This window comes from Caulobacter sp. LARHSG274 (assembly GCF_052871235.1).
On record NZ_JBIXJO010000002.1, the window covers coordinates 244,979 to 263,127 of the forward strand.

Consider the following 18,149-nt stretch of genomic DNA (forward strand, 5'->3'; position numbering starts at 1 on the left):
AGGTGGGGCGACGACAGCTATGCACGTTCAAAGGCATGTGGCAGCTTCACCATCGCGGATGGCGGCCTAGTACGGTATAAGTCCGCGATCAATTCTACGGACGTTCCGATGCTTCCTAACGTATTTCTATCGTTGTCCGGCGTCGACGCGGACTTTGTAAAGTCCGTGGAGGAATTTCTTCCCGACGGTATCGCGCATTTTTATCCCAAAACTTTCTCCAACGGCGAAAATCTCGTCGCCGCCATGGAGGCCCGTGTCGCGGACAGCGAAGTCTTCGTGTTGTTCGCTTCTCGTAAATCTCTCGACTCAGTTTGGGTCGGGTTCGAGATCGACCGTGCGCGACTAGCGAAGATCAAGAATCCAAACTTTAAAATCCTCGTTTTCATCACCGACCCTGAGGTGTCGGCGAGCGATCTGCCGGAATGGATGAGAGAATTCTGGGCCGACAGCGCCGGGCTATCACCGCGCGACGTCGCTCGATTCATCCGGAGCGTGATCTCTGAGCCGCCTTTCTCCCAGCGCCATGGTAAGACTTATGGGCGCGGCGCATTGCTAGACGCGATTTCCCGTGATCACGAGGATATCGTCTACAAGGTCGGCGAAAGTCCGAACGTCTTCGTGTTCGCCGGGAACGCTGGGATCGGCCGTCGGACTGTCGAGCGCGAATATTTCCGCCAAACGTTCAGCACTCTCCCGCTGATCAATTTCGGCCCGAGCTTCCCGTTGGCACAATTCGCCGACCTCGCCGATCTATACCGCGCCCTGAGGCAAGAGTTGGATGTCGGCTTTACGCCGGATCAATTCACTCATGATCTGGTGATTTTCAGTGACATGAGCATTGAGCAGCAAGCGGCCGAGGTCGTTCGAAACCTCAGCTACTTCGCCAAGCTTGGACAAAGTATAACCTTCGTGACCGGCAACGGCATTTATGAGGATCGTGGTACCCTGAAGGCTTGGGTGCCCCATCTTTTCCGCGCGCTGGAAACTGATCGTCGTGTGAAGCTTGCGTTTGTTTCCAACCGGACGATTCACGACAATGAACTCCGTGACCATCCCAATGTGCTGCAGGTTTCGGTCCCCTCGGTTCAGGAACGCGACATCCGTGCTCTCATGATTGCGACGGCCGGCGAGTTTGGTGCAGAAGCCCAGTTGCCGAACGATACGGTTATCAAGGCGATCGGCGGCCATCCGGGCATTGCGAAGACGGTGGCTAGCACTCTAGCTCGAAAAGGCCCAGCGGTCGTAAACAATGATCTTCAAGGTCTCTACAAGCTACAAGAAGAGATTCTAGCTGATAGCCTGACGTACGACGCGCTCACGGAATTTGAAAAAGATATACTGTCGATTCTGAGTTGGATTCCGCAAATAAACGGCAACTTACTGAAAGATATCATTGCAAAGCAGGGTGGCGCAACTAATCAAGGTTTCGCTGACACGCTTGATAATCTCATGCGCGGTTGTCTGGTTATGAACCTTGGTGAGAATTATGCGATATCCGAACCAATGCGCGGACTGTTCCGGCGGAAACACGGGTACGGATCGAGTCAAATTCAGAAGAGTTTCGCGGCTGAGTTGAGGTCTCGCTGGGACGAGGCTGTTCAAAATCAGAAACTGCGAACTGAATTGTTCGACGCTATTGTCTACATGGCTGCACTTGAGGGAGGCACGCTGGCCCCCGAATTTAGGGGCCTGCTCCTCGCATCAACGCTGCAAGAGGTCGTTCGCGACACCTACAATCGTGGGCATGAAGACGAAGCGGCATTCAGGCAAGCTGTGAGTTGGGGTGCCCTAGCTAAGACTATGCGCATGGACGAAACCACGCGCGAGGAGATTTTGTCGTACTACGTACGAGCACAGACACGACTAGGAGATCAAGATGCGCTCGAAACTCTTAAATTCATCGATTCTCGGGGCTACCGTTCGCGCTATTATTTGAGAAGTTTCTACGTGCGCCACTCTGGCGGCGACCTTGAGCAGGCAATCGCTCTCCTGAATGAGGCTCGCAAGGCCAAGAAGTACATGGATCGCGTCATCGCTGACCTCGCGCTTTGTTATCAGCGGCTTGGGCGTTGGCGGGAGCTGGCGGATCTCCTGAAAGAGGAGGATCGCCGTGTTGAAGGCGACCCGCAGTTGCTCGATCTGAAGATTGGCATGCTGATCTCACAGGGTGACTTTCGTGCGGCCGAGCGAGCCATCGAAACGCTTCGTGGGCTGCCCCGTGAGGGCGGTCGGGCTGATGCGCGCACAGCGCGGATTTGGATGCAACGCGACGGACGTGCAGGCGATGCCCAGCGCCTTCTGACGCGCACCTTGCAGAGCGGCGGTAGTGGTCAACTTTCCTTGAGGCGGCTACGTGCCATCGCGGCGGCCCAAGCGGGCGACGAAGATACGGCGCGGCGCGATGTGGATTTTCTCAAAGGGCGACCTGGCGGCGCGGATACGGCTCTTCGCATTGAAAGTCACATCGCTCTTTCGAAAGGGGCGTACGAGCTGGCGCACAAGCGGCTCGCCGAGGTCAAAATATCGACGGTGCAGGACCATCTGCTGCGCGCCCGCATCCTAGAGACGCAGGCCAACGACGTGGCAACGCCATTGGCCCAGGCTAAGCTCCTCAGAGATGAAGCTGCGCGTCTGCGAGCGCAATATCGGCTCGCGGACGAGTATTTTCTCGACGTCTGATCGCGTTGATCTCTTTGCTTTGCGGCGGCGGAGATCGGAAGGATCAGGTCGCCTGGATCGGCCGGCTGAACGATCGCCAGCTTGCTGAATGTCTAGTTCTTGGAGACAAGCGAACGGCAGCTTTTGGCGCCCAGCGGAACATCACGTTTCTGGCTGGGCATCCTGTCCTTTCGGACGGTTCGGGTCAGTAGCCAATGACCTTGGGCGTGCCGCCGCCCGCCGCGATCGTCTCGCCGTTGATCGCCCCGCTGAGCGGCGAGGCCAGGACGGCGACCAGCCAGGCGATCTCCGAAGCGTCGACGATGCGGCCGATGGTGTTGGAGGCCGCGATCCGGGCCTCGGCCTCGGACGTGGTCTTCTCCGTGCGCGTGCCGCCCGGATGGATGACGTTGGCGGTGACGCCGTGCGGACCCAGTTCGTCGGCCAGGTTCTTGGTCAGGGCCGAGACGGCGACATTACGGATCGAGGCGACGTAGTGGCCGGTGCTGCGGGCCGCCAGGCCGCCGATGTTGATGATGCGGCCCCAACGGGCGGTGGTGAGATGCGGGGCCAGCGCTTGGGCGGTGCGCAGGTAGCCGGCGACCTTGACGTTGACGTCGTCGAGCACCGCTGCGCCGCTGGCCTGGGCGATGGTCGCGGCCGGTGCGGCCCCACCGGGCGTGGCGGCGTTGTTGACCAGGATGTCGATGCCGCCCAGCTCATGGATCGCCGTCTCGACCAGGGCCTTGACCGAGGCGTCGTCACCGGTGTCGACGACCAGCGGCACGATGCGGCGACCGGTGGCGGCGGCCAGTTCCAAGGCCGTGGCGGTCAGGGGCTCCAGGTTTCGGGCCGCGACCACCACGTCGACGCCCTCTTGGGCGAGGGCCACGGCGATCGCCTTGCCGATGCCGCGGCTGGCGCCGGTGATCAGGGCGCGCTTGCCGTCCAATTGCAGATCCATGGGATGTCTCCAGGCTGGGCGATCGGCCGATCGCCGGGAAAGTGACGAGGCGGCCCCTGGCAGGGGACCGCCTCGGCGCCGGCCTTGGGAAAGGGGAACAATTCCAAGCCGGCGCGTTCGAGAGGCGCGGCTAGAAGCTGTAGGTCAGCCGGCCGTAGTAGTAGCCGCCGTTGATCCCGAACGGCGAGAAGCTGGGATAGAGCGCCACGCCCGGATTGCCGGCGGCGATCGAGGCGGCGGCGCCGGTGGGGTTCAGCTTGTCGGGATAGACGTCGAACAGGTTGTTGGCGCCCAAGGCCCCTCGAAGCGACGGGGTGATCTTGTAGGCCAGCTCCAGGTCGGTGATCAGGCTGGTCCCGATCCCGTCCTTGAAGAAGGCCCCGTTGACGTTGGAATAGCTCCAGGCCGGGCCGTAGACGGTGTTGACCAGGTTCACCGTCCACTGGCCCATGGAATAGAGGCTGGTGAGGTTCACCTTGTAGCGCGGCGAGGCATGCTCGAGATTGGCGATGGCGGTCTGGTCGAACAGCACCGAACCGCCCAGGCCGGCCGGCGGCGCGGCGATACGGGCGACCTTGGTCTGGTTGAAATTGGCCCCCAGGGTCCAGTCGATCTTGCCGTGCTCGCCCAGGTCGGTCCAGGTCGAGGCCAGGACTTCGATCCCGCGGGTGCGGGTGTCCAGGCCGTTGGTGAACAGGTTGATGCCGGTGGTGCCGACACTGGGATCCAGGACGTTGCCGTTGGCGGCGATGGCGTTGGTGATGGCGGGGTTGACCACCGCGCCGCCGATCTTGCCGTACAGCGCGCCGCTGCCGACGATGCGGTCTTCGATCTTGATCTGATAGGCGTCGATCGTCAGCGTCACCCGCTCGATCGGCTTGGCGACGATCCCGATGCTGAGGTTTTTGGACTTCTCCGGATCAAGCCCGTCCAAGCCCAGCAGCCGTGCGCCGGCCGAGTTGGGCGGCAGCTGCACGAAGGCGGTGGTCGGCGAGACGTTGGTGGCCGAGTAGTTTAGCTCGGCCAAGGTGGGGGCGCGGAACCCCGTGCTGGCGGTGCCGCGCAGGGCGAAGGCGGGCGTGAAGTCGTAGCGGCCGGTCAGCTTGACGATGTCGGTGGAGCCGAAGTCGCTGAAATGCTCGTGGCGGGCGGCCAGATCCAGCTGCAGGTTCTCGATCGGCGAGGCGGCGAGATCCACATAGGCCGCCCAGCTATCGCGCTTGTGCTTGCCCGCATCAGTCAGGGCGAAGCCCGGATAGGACTGCGAGCCGGACTTGTAGCGCGATGCCGCGTCTCCGGCCTTGATCTCGTAGCTTTCGTTACGCTGCTCCAGGCCGAAGGCGACGTTCAGCGGCGAGGCCCAGCCAACCGCTAACTCGCGGCTGACATCCAGGTTGTTGGTCCATTGGGTGGAGATGAAGTCGCCGGCGTGGAACTGGGTCGGGGTGGCGCCGGTGTCGGCGAACAGCTGCAGGTTGGCCGAGTTGCGCACCCGGATCTCGTGGTCGTCCTTGCCATAGGTGGACGACAGGTCGAAGTTCCAGCCGCCGGGCGCCTGGCCCTTGATCCCGCCGGTCAGGGCGTAGTCCTTCTCCAGAGTCTCCAGGCGCGGGCTGAAGCCGGCCGGATAGATCGACGGCAAGCGGTTAGGCAGGCGGTAGTTCTCGTAAGCTGTGGCCTTCTTCTGGCCGTAGGTCCCGAAGCTGTAGATCTCGATGTTTTCGCTCGGCTTGAGCCCTGCCGAGAACGAACCGGCGTTCAGCTGGACGCGGGCGTCTCCGGCGATCCGGTTCACATAGGGATAGTCCTGGATGATCGTCGGCCAGGTGGGGTTGGCGGCGACGGCCGCGCTGGTGATTATCCGCGCGTCTGGCCCGCCCCGGAAGCTGAAGTCATGGAAGCGGTTTTCAAAGGTCAGATTGACGTAGCTGTTGGCGCTGGGCGCGAAACCGATATTGGCCGACAGGCTGGAGGTCTCGCCGTCGCGCTCGTAGTAGGCTCCGCCGGTTCCGGACAGCTCGCCACCGTGGTCGTCGCTCTTGAGGATGATGTTGATCACCCCGGCTATGGCGTCGGTGCCGTACTGGGCCGCCGCGCCGTCGGTCAGCACCTCGACACGGGAGATGGCCGCCACCGGGATGAAGTTGAGATCGGCTGCCGCTGAGCCCTGATAGGCGCCGGCCAGCACCGCCAAGTTGGCGGTGGTGTGGCGGCGCTTGCCGTTGACCAGCACCAGGGTCTGGTTGGCGCTGGTCCCGCGCAGGCGGGCCGACAGGGTCAGGTTGGCCGCGTCGCCGCCGAAGGCTTGGGCGGTGAACGACGGCGTCAGGTTGCTCAGCGCCAGGCGCAGGTCCGACTGACCGGTCCGGGTCAGGGCCCCGCTGTCGACCACCTGCACGGGCGCGGCGCTGTCGACGGCCCGCACGCCGGTCTGGCGCGTGCCGGTGACGATCACCGCGTCGATGGTGGTGGCGTCGGCGGCGGGCGCGTCGGCCGGCGTCTCGGCGGCCTGAGCGTGGGCCGCCAAGAGCGCGGCCGAAAGGGCGAGCGCCGAGGCGCCCCAAAGCTTGTGGTTCATCGTCTATCCCCGTTGGTTTTTTTGATGTACTGGGCCTGGGTCTCGACGGCCTTGAAGACGCGCAGGTAGTTGCCGCCCCACAGCTTGCCGATGTCGGCCTCGCTGTAGCCATGACGGACCAGCTCGGCCGTGACGTTGGCGGCTTCGCCCTCGTTGGCCCAGCCGACCACGCCGCCGCCGTGGTTGAAGTCGGACGACAGGCCGACATGGTCGATCCCGATGCGCTTAACCGCGTAGTCGACGGAATCGACTAAGTCCTTGACCGTGGCCTTGGGCAGCAGCGCGTTGATCGCGTGGCTGTAGTCGGCGCGTTTGTCGGGCGGCAGGATCTCGGTTCCGTCGGCGGCCTTGGCATAGGCGGCGGGCAGGCCAAATTGGGCGCGGATCGGCGTGACCCTGGCGGCGAAATCCGGGCCGGGCTTGACGAGATAGGGGCCGAAGGCGACGACCTGGACGACGCCGCCATTGGCTTTGATGGCGTAGAGTTCGTTATCTGAGAGGTTGCGCGGCGCGTCGACCACGCCCTGGACCCCCGAATGGCTGGCGATGACGGGCGCGCGGCTCAGTTTCAGCGTCTGGAAAACGCCTTCGGGCGTCAGCTGCGAGACATCGATGATCACGCCAAGGTCGTTGAGCTTGGCCACCGCGGCCTTGCCCAGCGGCGACAACCCGCCCCATTCGACCTTGGGCTCGCCGCTGGGGCGCGAGGAGTCGGCATAGGCGTTGTTCCCGGCATGGACGAAGCCGAAGCTGCGCACGCCGGCCTGGTAATAAGCGTCGATCGGCTCGAGGCTTTCGCCGAAGGGGTACGCGTTGAGGAAGCCGGCGATGATCGCCCGCTTGCCGGCCTTGGCGGCCGCCTCGACGTCGGCGGCCGAACGCGCCAGCAACGCGCGGTCCGGATGGCGTTCGGCAATGGCGCGAATGGCCGCCAGCTTGGTGTCGGCGTCGGCCCTGGCCTTGGCATAGCCTTCGGGCGTGCGGGGTCCTTGCGGGACGAACACCGCCAGCACAGCCGCATCGACCTGGCCGCGCTCCAGCTTGGGCAGGTCGACCTGCCCGTCGCCATCGATGGCGATCTCGTGCGGGCCAACGCCCAGATCGAGCGGCACGTCGACATGACTGTCGAGGACCAGGACGCGGTCGTGTAGGGGGCGGGCGGCCTGACCGGCGGCGAGCGCTGGCCCGGCCAGAACCAGGCCGAGCAGGCTCGCGGCCGCGGCGTGACGAAGCGTGGGCATTTTCGTTTCCTAGAGATCGGGGTTGTGGCCGCGCGAGACCAGGATCTGGCGACGCGCGGTCACCAGTGTTGGGCCGGCGCCACGGCGGAGGTGGGCGGCGCGTCTAGCGCGCGGACGATGCTGGCCTACCGGTCGCTGACGACGATGGTCCGTTGGGCCAGCAGCAAGGCGTCCTCGACGTCCGCGCCTATTCCGCCGCGATCTGGTCGGGCGACCTAGCCCAGCGATGCTCGGGAACCGGCAGGCCCAGGTGGCCGCGCAACGTGTCGTGCTCGTATTCGGTGCGGAACAGGCCCTTGGTCTGAAGGAGCGGCAGAACCTTGTCTCGGAACTGGGCGAAGACGCCGGGCCGGTCGACGCGCAGGATGAAGCCGTCCACCGCGCGGCCGACGAACCAGCGCTCGATCTCGTCGGCGATGGTCTGGGGCGAGCCGACAAAGTCCGAACGCCAGCGCCCGAACCGTTCGGCCGTCTGGCGCAGGGTCAGGGCCTCGGCCTGGGCGACGGCCACGATCCGCTCGGCCCGGCCCTTGTAGCTGTTGAGGCTCAGCTCGCTGACGTCCGGGAACGGGCCGTCGAGCGGATACTTGCGGAAGTCGTGGTAGTTGAACGCCCGACCCAGCTCGACCAGCGCCTTGTCGATCTCGCGGGCGCCGGCCTGGGCCTCGGCTATGGCGCGGGCCTCCTCGTCGGTGTCGGCGATGATCGGGGCCAGGCCCGGCAGGACGCTGATGTGGTCCGGGTTTCGGCCCAGGGCGGCGGCGCGGGCCTTGAGGTCGGCATAGTATTCCACCGCCTCCTCGAAGGTCTCGACGCCGGCGAACACGCCCTCGGCGATCTTGGCGCCCAGGTCCCGGCCCGCGCCGCTGACCCCGGCCTGGAAGATCACCGGCTGGCCTTGCGGCGAGCGGGACAGGGCCAGCGGACCGGCCACCGAGAAGTGCTTGCCCTTGTGGTTCAGCGCATGCTGCTTGGTCTTGTCGAGGAAGACGCCGGCGGCCTTGTCGCGCGGGAAGGCGTCGTCCTCGTAGCTGTCCCACAGGCCCTGGACCACCTCGACGAACTCGCCGGCCCGCTCGTAGCGTTCGCCGTGCTCGAAATGCTCGTCGCGGCCGTAGTTCTTCGAGGCGCCTTCCAGGCCGGTGGTCACCACGTTCCAGCCGGCGCGGCCTTTGCTGATGTGGTCCAGCGAGCCGAACTGCCGGGCGACATTGTAGGGCTCCCAGTACGAGGTGGTCAGGGTGCCGACCAGGCCGATCTTCGAGGTCGAAACCGCCAGGGCCGACAGCAGGGTGAGGGGCTCCAGGCGGTTGAGGAAGTGCGGCGCGGTGTCGGGGGTGATGAACGGGCTGTCGACGATGAACACCAGGTCGAACTTGGCGGCCTCGGCCAGGCGGGCGTTGTCGATGTACCAGTTGATGTCGATGCTGGCGTCGCCGGGCAGTTCGGGGTCGCGCCAACTGGTGTGATCCATGCCGACGCCGCCCAGGATCGCGCCGAGCTTCAGTTGCCGTTTGGGTTGCTGCGTCATGGTCGAGTCCTCGAAAAGGTCATCGACGCTTAGCGTCCCGCACCCGTGCGGGAATAATGAGCTCTTCTGATGGATAGTATTGGCGCTGTTGGACTAATAGCCGACGTTGGCATTTTTGCTGTCCCGCGCGCGCTTATCTCTCGACATGTTTAGAAAATTTGTCCGCGTAGTAGGCGCGTCATCGCTTTCGATCGACGAAGACATCAGCAGAGCGTGGTGGTTCTGAAAGGTCGAATGTCGCTGTTTTGGAGGTAACCCAAGGTCTGGTCCTGGCGCGGCCCAACCAGCTACGCAGGCGTGAGGATCGGCGAGGCAGGGTGGCGCACGGACGGCGCGGCGTTAAGCTATTCCCCGTGACGGATTGGGAGCGCGCGGACGTGGCGACGAGATGGGATGAACTCTCCGGGACTTTCTACCGCATCCTGTTCGAAGCAGACCAACATCTGGGGCTTACCGGCGCAAAGAGCCCGGAAGGTCGGTTTCATCACGGCGGTCTTCCGGCCCTATATCTGTCCTCCAGGGCCGATTGGGCAGCCAAGGCGATCGATACCTATCGCCGTCCTGGCGATCCGTGCCGCGTGGCGGTTCCCCTCCATGTTGAGCGAGCCAAGATCGTTGATTTGCGTAAGGCCGATCATTGTGAGGACTTGTCTATCCAGGGCATTGACGCAGCCGTTCCGTGGCGGCCTCAACGCCACAGAGGGCAACCGGCGGACAGTTGGAGGCCGGCTGATATCGTCAGGTCCAGCAACGCGGATGGCATGATCTACACAGGCGGTCAGCGCCCGATCGATGGCACTTGGTGTTGTTTCGCTGGAACGCGTTGGGCGGGCCTACAATCAACGTTGCTGGACCCGCTATAGCCGTTGCCGATATAGACTGAAGTCCGCTCAGGGACAGTCATTGCTAGCATGGCGCCGATCGGAAGGTCGTGTTCCTGGAGCGGCGCCAAGGTCCGCATCTTGCGCCTCCGTGACCCAGAATTAACGCCTGGGGGGCGGCAACGCAGGACTGGTTCGCATCTGAACGGAAAACATGCTTTGGCGTTTGGTGGTCGAGGCGGCGAGTCCTGGGCGGCGCCATCGTTACAGAGGCCACCGATGAAGGTAACCAAGTTCACGATGGCCGAGGCGGCTTTCGAGCGCTCGCCCGGCCAAGACGGCGACATCTTCACCGGCAACCTGGCCGATGAGCGGCACGGCGGCCCGATCACAGTGGGGTACGGGCGCTACGGGCCTGACTCTAGGCTGGAGGCTGACATCGTCGTCGATGACGTGATGATTGTCCTAGAGGGGAGGCTGACGGTGACTTCGGAAGCTGGCGACCATACGGCTGGACCGGGTGACATTGTCTACATGCCTAAGGGCAATAGCGTCACGATCCTTGCGCATGCGGAGGGCGCGGTAACGGCTTACGTCACCTATCCGCATTGGCGCGTGGCTGTATCCTGAGGGTTTTGGCTGAGCGATTGGCGCGAACAGGGCCGTTGGGGCGTGAAGCACGGCCTTACTAAGCGACCAACTTACGTCGCAAGTGGGCGGGGCTGGTCGATTAAGCTGCTTTACGTCTGGTTTCTGGAGGTGCGCCAACGTCTCGTAGTGGCGCGACCTAGCCGCTGGAGCAGACCATCCGGAAGGCAGGGGAGGGTGTTTGTCAGACCTACCGGAAACCCATCATGGCCGCGCAACCGACGGCGATGCCGAGCAGGAAGACCCCCAAAGCGACGTTCAGGCGCTGCAGCTTCAGATAAGCTTTGAGCATCTTAAAACCTCTCGAACCTGGCCCCTAAATAGCGATGTTATTGCAAGTTTCAAACGGCGCTGACTTGAGACTCCGAAACGCCGTTATGAATCGAAGCCGAACGCGACGCACGCACTAGACTCCGGCCGAACCGAGGTCTGATGATGGGCAGGCGCTCATGGTGGCTTCCGGAGGCGCTGATTGTTTTCCACAAGCCCCAATCTAGACGCACCGAGGTCTGTGAAGGGTGAATGGCGGTCCTTCGCTCACAAAGGCTGGCGCTGGGGGTCGTTCCGCCACACTCGCCAGCTTTCGAAGACCGTAAGTCCGGCAATAGCCAACACGCAAAGGATCATCGCGCGGAATCCATTCGGCTGGGGCGCGAATGGGATAGCGATCAAGCCGACAAGCCCGCCCCAGAAAAAGAGGCGACCAGCGAGGCGGTTGGACTTGTCCCAAGCGAGCCTGCTGGAATACGTCCAAGGCGTCCGCACCCCGACCATGGCGTTCGGGCTGACTTTGCCTAGCGCCGCGCCGATGAGCGCGATGGCGCTGCTGATCACAGCCATCGCGAGCTTGGGTCCCGGTTCATCGACCCAGCCCCAGGTCAGGCACGCAGCTAGGAGCGCTATGAGGGACATGATCCAAGCGAGGGCCAATTGGCAAAGAAGAAGCCCCCATCTCACGGAAGACTCTCCGTTTCGCGCCCAGATCGGTCGAAGGATCGAGGTCAGGCCCGATATAATCGCCACCGTCAGCACGATGCCTACGAGTTCAGACTTGTCACCCCAACGGTCCACCTGCCCCTGCAGATCGAAGTGCATCGGCAGGGGATGCTCAGGTCCTAACCGATTGATGGCGAACGCCAGGCCGAACTGACCCAGCGTAAGACCCCAGCACGCCGCTTCGACCCGCTTAGTTTGATCGGCCATGGTCAAGTTCCCCAATCGCTTCCGTTTTCGAGGTTGAATCCACAAGATTCAAGAGCACGGCGACCGCTTCCTCGATCGCGGAAATCCGCAGGCGATATCGGATCGATGTGCCTTCGCGCTCGGCTTGCACGAGACCAGCGTCCTTCAACGATGTCAGGTGGCCCGTCACGGTTGGCCAGCTCATGTCGAACGCGGCCGCGATCTCGCCCGACAGCATCGGCCCATCGCGAAGCATTGCGATGATCTGTCTGCGGGCCGGATGGGCCAATGCCTTGAAAGTTTCGTTCATAGGAATATCCCTAATTAGGGGTTTCGCTAATTTCAAGTCAAAACCTTGGCCTATGGCGGAGGCCGAGAGACAACAGGGCGAGTCTGCTCAGGGGCGGACCCGGCATTTATGCCTCCGGCCGAAGGTCCGGAATCCGGAGGCAAGCCAACGTCGGCAACTGGGCGCGACCTCGCCGCTGGAGCGGACCACCAGGAAGGCGGGGGGGAGGGTGGCAAGCGGACGTTGGCACGGCTAGCTAAAGCGACGCGTCGACCAGATCTGGCTCGGAGCTGGAGACCAGGAACGCTCCGACGGTTTCGGGCGGATCGCCGGTCACCGCCGCCAGAACATCGGTGATGGCCGAGAACAGGGCGGTCACCTCGATGGGTTTGCTGACATGAGCGTCGAGACCTGCCGTCAGGTAGTCGTGTTTCTGATGGTCCATGGCGTTGGCCGTCAGGGCGATGATGGGCGTGCGGGCGCGTCCATCGGCCTGCTCCTGCGCCCTGATCGCCCGCGCGGCGCTGACGCCGTCCATGATCGGCATGTTGATGTCCATCAAGATCAGGTCAAACGCGCCCTTGCGCCAGGCCTCGACCGCCAGCCGGCCGTCCTCGACCACTTCGACGGTGAAGGCGGCGCAACCCAGAAGACTGCGCAGCACCAGCTGGTTGGTCGGATTGTCCTCGGCCACCAGAATGCTGAGCGGCTCGTTGGCGATCGCGGCTAGTTCTTCCGTGGTCGACGTGATCGGCGGCTCCATCACGCCGACGGAGTTGGTTGCCGGCGGCAAGGGGAGGATGACCCGGAAGGTGGATCCTTTCCCGATCCGGCTTTCGACAGCGATGTCGCCGCCCATCAGGTTGGCCAGCTCCCGCGAGATCGGCAGGCCAAGGCCCGAACCCCCGAAGCGCCGGGTTGTCGTGGCGTCGGCTTGGCCGAACTTCTCGAACAGGCTGGTCCTGGCCTGCTCGGAAAAACCGATACCGGTATCCTCGACAACCAGTTCCAGACCCTCCGCCCCGCAGGCGAGGCGGATCATGACTTGGCCGCGATCCGTGAATTTCACCGCGTTGCCGATCAAATTGTAGAGGATCTGCCGGACCCGGGTGGGGTCGCCATGATAGAGAGCGGCCTGGCCTTGTTTTTCGAAGTGAAGGCCAAGCCCCTTCTCCTCCGCAATGCCAGCGAAGGCGCGACAGGCGTCCCGCGCGAGGGTCTCCGGATCGAAGTCCAGAGGTTCGAGCTGGATCTTGCCCGCCTCGATCTTGGCCATGTCCAGTAGATCGTTGAGCAGGATCAGCAGCGTCGCGCCAGACTGCTGCAGCACCTTGAGACGGTCGGCCTGATCGACCGACATCGGTTCACGGGCCATCGCCTGAGCCATGCCCAAAACGCCGTTGAGCGGGGTGCGGATTTCATGGGAGACCGTCGCGAGGAAGGCGCTCTTGGCTTGGTTGGCCTGTTCAGCGCTGTGTTGCCCGCTGATGACCTCGGCGTAAGAATCGGCGTTGGCGACCTGCAGTCCCCGAGCATTGACCAGAAAGCATAGGCCCAGCGCCACAAGGACCCAGGCCTCGAATCCCGATTGCAGCCGGCTGATGCTGTACAGCAGCGCCGCGGCCGGGACCGGCGCCGTCCAGAAGAACATCCCGCGCGTCAGGGTGTGCTGGGCGGCGATGGTCATCAGGACGCCGGCGCTGACGATCATCATGGCGGCGACCCCGGCGCTGCTCGTCGGCTGCGCCAGAAGAACCGGGCCCGCGCCGGTCGCCGAGAGCAGAGACGTGATCGCGATCAACTGGTTTCGAAAGGCGAGGATCTGCTCGGGCCCCGCTTCAGGAAGGCGCGGGACGACTGTGCGCCACCAGGCCATGGCGAAGATCTCCGAGAGCGCGAAGGCGGCGATCCAGCCCAAGGCGATCCCGGCGCCGATCACCTTCAGAAAGAGCAGCAACACCGCAACGACGGCGATGCTGCCGATCCGCATGACGACGTGACCGGAGTAGGTGCGCGCGTAATATTTCTCGAACGCCTGCTGCGAATAGGACCTGTGTGCTCCGGTTTGCATGCCGCCAGCTTGGGCGGGCGACCCTTTACGCGTTATTGGCGGATCGCTCCGCCGGTTGCGGCATGGCGCCGCAGCCATTCCCCCAAAAACAGCGCTTCCCATCCGGCGAGATCGTCAAGCTCAGCCTGCCCGATCCCGATGGAGGAGTCCTTGAGCAGATCGACGAGTTTGCCCCGCCAGCCTTCGCGCCGCGCGCGCTCGCTCAACGCGGCTTTAACAAACGACGCAACCTGGAGCGTATCGATGAGATCGCCGCTTTATCTGATGGAGACGGCGTATGCGAAGCTTCGAACATGAGATCGACGGTCACAAGTACAGGGCGACCTGGAAGTTGTCCGACTATGACAGGCTGATCGTCGACAGCCCCTATGGTTCGACCTACGCCTATGTGGACGGTCGAGAGCCAGCCGAGTTGGCGCGCTCGCTTCTGGTGCAACTGGTCCGCCAAGCCAATTGGCGTCGCGCCTAGGATCTTCCTGGGGAGCCATGACATGGTCAGCGATGATCAACAGCCCTCCTCCCCGCTGAGGTTCGTCGGCGACGAGGCTCGCTGGCAGGCGCTATTGGAACGTGTGAGGCGCGCGGTGCACCGAAGTCGCGAGCTCAGAAAGCAATTGGGGCCTCCCAAGTCGGCCCAACCGGCGGAGGCGCCCGGCGGTCTATAGCCGATGAGGTCGGACCGCCCTGACACTCTGGCTTTCAGGCGCGTCGATCTCGGCCGTTCGAGACCTGCGCGAATGTCGCCTTCGCGGAGCTGTCGCAGTCTGTGGCTGGCGCCGCTTCGACTTACTGGGACCGCTCTGGCCCTCGCTTAGAATCGAGCCGCCAGCGACAGCACCAGGCCGCCGCCGCCTTGATCGCTGTCGACATAGGACGCCGAGGCCTGCAGATGACCCCACGTCCGGCTCGCCGAAAGCGACCAGTCGGTCTTTTGGTTGGCGAAGGCGCCATCCTCTCGTCCGATCCGGGCCGACAGGGCCACGGGCAGGGCGGCTCCGTTGTAATCGAGACCCGTCCACTGATAGCGATTGTCTCGGTTCAGCGCGTGCTGCTCAGGGGCGTAGGCGAACCCGACCGAGCCGGTCCAGGGGCCGAGGGTCTTGGAGCCTTGCACCGGCAGCTCGACATAGTCGACGCCCACGCCGCCGGGATAGGTATAGGCCGAGGCGGCGACGTCGAAATCCAGGCCCGCCCCGGTGAACGCCCAGCCCGCCGCGTAGTCCAGCTCGACGGTCGCGCCCTTGCCGCCAGCATCCTGGCCATATTCAATGATCGTCGAGGCGAAGACCGACGCATAGGCGCCGCTCTTGTGGCTCACGGTCAGGTCAGCCTGCAGGGCGGGCTTTCGATCGGACAGCGACAGGCCCCGGAACCGATAGTCGGACACAGCCACGACGCCGCCTTCGGCGGTGAGGGACGCGGCGTGCGCCAGGTCGGCGCTAATCGCGGCCAAAAGAACGGCCGTGGTAGTGGCAAATAGCTTAAGCGTCATGCAGAAGGTCCCCCGACCGGACCTTAGGGGGCGCTTCTTAAAGTAACGTTGGGACGGTCGCCAATGTCGATCGATCTTGAGGTCTTATAGCCTTGTTAGACACTCCGTGCTCGATTGGCCTCGGGGGTACTATGGGACCAAGTTCAGTCCATAATCGCGCGCAACTGAGGAGAATCGTCGCCGCGGGTTTTCTGGCGGCGCTTGTCGTGCTGACGGGCGTTGGGGCCCTGGCGGCCTATGCGGTGCGTGCTATCGACGCAGCCCATCAGGACACCGAGACCGGCCTGGTGACGCGCCGCGTTGAACACACCTTGGAGCTCCTGCGCGAGAATGTGATCTCGGCGAGCGCCTGGAACGCCGCCTGTGTGGCCATGGCCAACAAGGACTGGGCCTGGACCCAGATCAATTTCGGTGATTACTACGCCGACTACATGAAGCATGACGTCACGCTGGCCTATGGCGCCGACGGCGTCCTGGCCTATGCGTCGCGCAGCAGCGAGCGGGCGCCGCTCGAGAGCGAGCGCGCCTTCGCCGAGGCGGTCGCGCCCTTGGTCGCGGACGTCCGCACGCGCGGCGCGGCGATCAAGACGGCGCACGCCAAGCCGCCACTCGGCTTGGAAGCGCTCGCGACCCGCCAAGCCGTCGTCGAGGCCGGGGGCGTTCTCTATGCCGTTTCAGCCTCCACCATCGTCCCCGATGATGTCGCGTACATCACGCCGGGACGCTTCGATCCGGTCGTGGTCTCCGGCCGAAAGCTCGCCGGCGTGGTGGACGAGCTTGGGCGTGACCTGCTGATTTCCGACCCACGCCTCGTCCCGGCGCGAAGCGGGGCAGGGCCGCGCGTCGTGCTGAACGGGCCTGATGGCCGGCCGCTGGCGGCGATCACTTGGTCGCCCGCCAAGCCTGGTTGGACCGTCCTTGCCAACGCCGCGCCTCTGCTATTGCTGATCGGCGGCATGCTGACAGCCGTGTGCGTGTTCGGCTATTGGCGTATCCTCAGCCTGCTCGGCCAGCTCGACCGCAATGAGGCGGCGCGCGACGAGGCTCTGGCCAGCGCTGAAGAAGCCGCCGCCGCCAAGGCCCGGTTCCTGGCCAATATGAGCCATGAACTGCGCACGCCGCTGAACGGCGTCATCGCCGTCGGCGAGGTGCTGCGCGACCGCCAGGCGACTGACCAGAGCCGCGAGATGGCCGAGTTGATCGTGTCCTCGGCCCGCGTTCTGGAGCGCCTCGTCAATGACGTGCTCGACACCGCCAAGATCGAGGCTGGCCACATGCGCTTGGAGGCCGAGCCCTTCGCCTTGCGCGACCTGGTTCGCGACGTCGCCGAGCTGCACGCCGCGGCGGCCGCGGCCAAGGACATCGCCTTGAGCTGGCGGGTCAGTCCCGCGGCGGCCGCCGTCTATCTCGGCGATCAGATGCGCCTGACCCAGGTGCTGTCGAACCTGCTGAGCAATGCGGTGAAGTTCACGGCGCGGGGCCAGGTGCGCCTCAGCGCCCGATCGGCGAAGGACGGCGTGCGGTTCGTGGTTTGCGACACCGGTGCGGGTTTCGACGAGCAGGACGCGCAGCGGCTGTTTCAACCCTTCGAACAGGCGGACGCCTCCACGACCCGTCGGCATGGTGGGACCGGCCTTGGCCTGGCGATCTGCCAGTCGCTCGTCGAGCTGATGGGCGGCCGGATCTCGGTGCGGTCCAGGATTGGCCGGGGCTCCGCCTTCGCGGTCTTCGTGCCGTTGACGCCCTCGGGCGAAGCGTGCCCGGGCGCTGTCGCCGGGCCCGCTTTCCAGGTCACCGAACCTGAGCGAGCGCCGCGGATCCTGCTGGCCGAGGACCATCCCACCAACCAGAAAGTGGTGGCGATGATCCTGGAGCCGATCGGCGCGGACCTGACGATCGTCGACAATGGCCAGGCGGCGGTGGAGGCCGCGCGGGCGGGGACCTTCGACCTGATCCTGATGGACATCCAGATGCCGGTCATGGACGGCCTGGAAGCGACGGCCCAGATCCGGCGGGCTGAACAGCACGGCGGCGTGCGGACGCCGATCATCTGCCTGACCGCTAATACCAGCCAGGCCGAAGCCCAGGCCTGCCTTGCCGCCGGCGGCGATCTTCACGTCGCCAAGCCCTACCGGGCCGAGATTCTGCTGCGAGCGGTCTTTCAGTCGCTTGTCGGCGCGCAGGACGAAGCCGTCTAGGCGGTGGCAGTCCGGCCGTCGAGCACTTCGGCCACCGCCATGGCGACATGCATTTCGTCATAGGGCTTGGCGAAGGTTGATCGCACGTCGCAAAGCTGGGCGGCCAGTTCGAGCGCCAAGATGTGACCTGAAGCGACCAGCACCGGGAGCTCGGGCCGGTGTTCGCGAAGCCAGCGAACGACACCAAAGCCGTCGACCTTGCCCGGCATACGCATATCGGTGAAGACGACGTCGACGGCGGCGCCGTTGGTCAGGAGGTCGATCGCCTCCTGCCCGGTCTCGGCTTCCAGAACCTCATAGCCGCAATCGCGCAGGTGGTCGCCGACGGCGAACCGCGTGAAGACATCGTCCTCGACGACCAGCACCGCCCCGCCCTGCACCTGATCATTCCTTCGCGGAATCCTTCGTCGTCGCATCCCTAGCGGCTGATCGCGTGTCTGGTTCCGACGGTGGAGATTGAGGCGGGTGGGATGTGC

At 64.2% G+C, this 18,149-nt stretch carries 15 protein-coding genes; 5 read left to right on the top strand and 10 right to left on the bottom strand.

The genetic code is table 11. From position 1 onward, the window contains the following. The first annotated feature begins 108 nt into the window (after positions 1–108). A complete protein-coding gene (locus ACIPQB_RS05480) occupies positions 109–2,679 on the top strand; it encodes a TIR domain-containing protein (protein ID WP_446484206.1) in 2,571 nt (856 codons plus the stop codon). Positions 2,680–2,863: 184 nt separating this feature from the next. Here the strand turns inward: ACIPQB_RS05480 and ACIPQB_RS05485 are convergent, their stop codons facing one another. The 4 genes from ACIPQB_RS05485 to ACIPQB_RS05500 all read right to left on the bottom strand — a co-directional run bounded on the left by ACIPQB_RS05485 (position 2,864) and on the right by ACIPQB_RS05500 (position 8,972). Beyond that, positions 2,864–3,622, bottom strand: coding sequence for an SDR family NAD(P)-dependent oxidoreductase (locus tag ACIPQB_RS05485; RefSeq protein WP_446484207.1), 759 nt, complete (start codon positions 3,620–3,622; stop codon positions 2,864–2,866). 130 nt (positions 3,623–3,752) lie between these two features. Beyond that, positions 3,753–6,200: a TonB-dependent receptor plug domain-containing protein gene (locus tag ACIPQB_RS05490; RefSeq protein ID WP_446484208.1), complete on the bottom strand. Its 2,448-nt coding sequence runs from the start codon at positions 6,198–6,200 to the stop codon at positions 3,753–3,755. Further along, positions 6,197–7,441 (bottom strand): dipeptidase, encoded by a 1,245-nt coding sequence (locus ACIPQB_RS05495; protein WP_446484209.1) that lies wholly within the window; start codon positions 7,439–7,441, stop codon positions 6,197–6,199. The genes ACIPQB_RS05490 and ACIPQB_RS05495 overlap by 4 nt, the downstream gene beginning before the upstream one ends. Before the next feature lie 187 nt (positions 7,442–7,628). Then, positions 7,629–8,972, bottom strand: coding sequence for an LLM class flavin-dependent oxidoreductase (locus ACIPQB_RS05500; RefSeq protein WP_446484210.1), 1,344 nt, complete (start codon positions 8,970–8,972; stop codon positions 7,629–7,631). Between the two features lie 377 nt (positions 8,973–9,349). On the opposite strand from ACIPQB_RS05500, the gene ACIPQB_RS05505 reads away from it, so the two are divergent. Then, complete coding sequence (locus ACIPQB_RS05505) at positions 9,350–9,835, top strand: RES domain-containing protein (protein WP_446484211.1); 486 nt, start codon at positions 9,350–9,352, stop codon at positions 9,833–9,835. A 237-nt stretch (positions 9,836–10,072) separates the two neighbouring features. Beyond that, on the top strand, positions 10,073–10,423 hold the full coding sequence (locus ACIPQB_RS05510) for a cupin domain-containing protein (RefSeq protein WP_446484212.1): 351 nt from the start codon (positions 10,073–10,075) through the stop codon (positions 10,421–10,423). Positions 10,424–10,978: 555 nt separating this feature from the next. Here the strand turns inward: ACIPQB_RS05510 and ACIPQB_RS05515 are convergent. From ACIPQB_RS05515 to ACIPQB_RS05530, 4 genes are all read right to left on the bottom strand, one after another. Beyond that, complete coding sequence (locus tag ACIPQB_RS05515; protein WP_446484213.1) at positions 10,979–11,644, bottom strand: SdpI family protein; 666 nt, start codon at positions 11,642–11,644, stop codon at positions 10,979–10,981. After that, positions 11,628–11,933 carry a metalloregulator ArsR/SmtB family transcription factor gene (locus tag ACIPQB_RS05520; RefSeq protein ID WP_446484214.1) on the bottom strand — a complete coding sequence of 102 codons (306 nt, stop codon included), beginning with the start codon at positions 11,931–11,933 and terminating at the stop codon, positions 11,628–11,630. Before ACIPQB_RS05520 ends, ACIPQB_RS05515 begins: the two co-directional genes overlap by 17 nt. 235 nt (positions 11,934–12,168) lie before the next feature. Continuing rightward, positions 12,169–13,983, bottom strand: a complete 1,815-nt coding sequence (locus ACIPQB_RS05525; RefSeq protein ID WP_446484215.1) for an ATP-binding protein — start codon at positions 13,981–13,983, stop codon at positions 12,169–12,171. 32 nt (positions 13,984–14,015) lie between these two features. Next, the gene (locus tag ACIPQB_RS05530; RefSeq protein ID WP_446484216.1) at positions 14,016–14,189 is read right to left on the bottom strand and encodes a hypothetical protein; all 174 of its coding nucleotides are present in this window, start codon (positions 14,187–14,189) and stop codon (positions 14,016–14,018) included. A gap of 71 nt (positions 14,190–14,260) precedes the next feature. Here ACIPQB_RS05530 and ACIPQB_RS05535 point away from each other — a divergent pair, with 71 nt between their 5' ends. Beyond that, positions 14,261–14,452: a hypothetical protein gene (locus ACIPQB_RS05535; RefSeq protein ID WP_446484217.1), complete on the top strand. Its 192-nt coding sequence runs from the start codon at positions 14,261–14,263 to the stop codon at positions 14,450–14,452. A 342-nt stretch (positions 14,453–14,794) separates the two neighbouring features. On the opposite strand, the gene ACIPQB_RS05540 is transcribed toward ACIPQB_RS05535, so the two are convergent. Continuing rightward, on the bottom strand, positions 14,795–15,475 hold the full coding sequence (locus ACIPQB_RS05540; protein WP_446484218.1) for a TorF family putative porin: 681 nt from the start codon (positions 15,473–15,475) through the stop codon (positions 14,795–14,797). 206 nt (positions 15,476–15,681) lie between these two features. Between ACIPQB_RS05540 and ACIPQB_RS05545 the strand changes: the two genes are divergently transcribed. Beyond that, the gene (locus ACIPQB_RS05545; RefSeq protein ID WP_446484219.1) at positions 15,682–17,673 is read left to right on the top strand and encodes an ATP-binding protein; all 1,992 of its coding nucleotides are present in this window, start codon (positions 15,682–15,684) and stop codon (positions 17,671–17,673) included. On the opposite strand, the gene ACIPQB_RS05550 is transcribed toward ACIPQB_RS05545, so the two are convergent. Continuing rightward, positions 17,670–18,038 (bottom strand): response regulator, encoded by a 369-nt coding sequence (locus tag ACIPQB_RS05550; RefSeq protein ID WP_446484220.1) that lies wholly within the window; start codon positions 18,036–18,038, stop codon positions 17,670–17,672. The genes ACIPQB_RS05545 and ACIPQB_RS05550 overlap by 4 nt on opposite strands. Between the last annotated feature and the right edge of the window lie 111 nt (positions 18,039–18,149).

Coding starts and splice junctions, on each gene's coding strand:
- ACIPQB_RS05515 (WP_446484213.1), bottom strand. CDS start 11,644: ATGGCCGATCAAACTAAGCGGGTCGAAGCGGCGTGCTGGGGTCTTACG.
- ACIPQB_RS05500 (WP_446484210.1), bottom strand. CDS start 8,972: ATGACGCAGCAACCCAAACGGCAACTGAAGCTCGGCGCGATCCTGGGC.
- ACIPQB_RS05485 (WP_446484207.1), bottom strand. CDS start 3,622: ATGGATCTGCAATTGGACGGCAAGCGCGCCCTGATCACCGGCGCCAGC.
- ACIPQB_RS05535 (WP_446484217.1), top strand. CDS start 14,261: ATGCGAAGCTTCGAACATGAGATCGACGGTCACAAGTACAGGGCGACC.
- ACIPQB_RS05480 (WP_446484206.1), top strand. CDS start 109: ATGCTTCCTAACGTATTTCTATCGTTGTCCGGCGTCGACGCGGACTTT.
- ACIPQB_RS05510 (WP_446484212.1), top strand. CDS start 10,073: ATGAAGGTAACCAAGTTCACGATGGCCGAGGCGGCTTTCGAGCGCTCG.
- ACIPQB_RS05520 (WP_446484214.1), bottom strand. CDS start 11,933: ATGAACGAAACTTTCAAGGCATTGGCCCATCCGGCCCGCAGACAGATC.
- ACIPQB_RS05490 (WP_446484208.1), bottom strand. CDS start 6,200: ATGAACCACAAGCTTTGGGGCGCCTCGGCGCTCGCCCTTTCGGCCGCG.
- ACIPQB_RS05540 (WP_446484218.1), bottom strand. CDS start 15,475: ATGACGCTTAAGCTATTTGCCACTACCACGGCCGTTCTTTTGGCCGCG.
- ACIPQB_RS05495 (WP_446484209.1), bottom strand. CDS start 7,441: ATGCCCACGCTTCGTCACGCCGCGGCCGCGAGCCTGCTCGGCCTGGTT.
- ACIPQB_RS05525 (WP_446484215.1), bottom strand. CDS start 13,983: ATGCAAACCGGAGCACACAGGTCCTATTCGCAGCAGGCGTTCGAGAAA.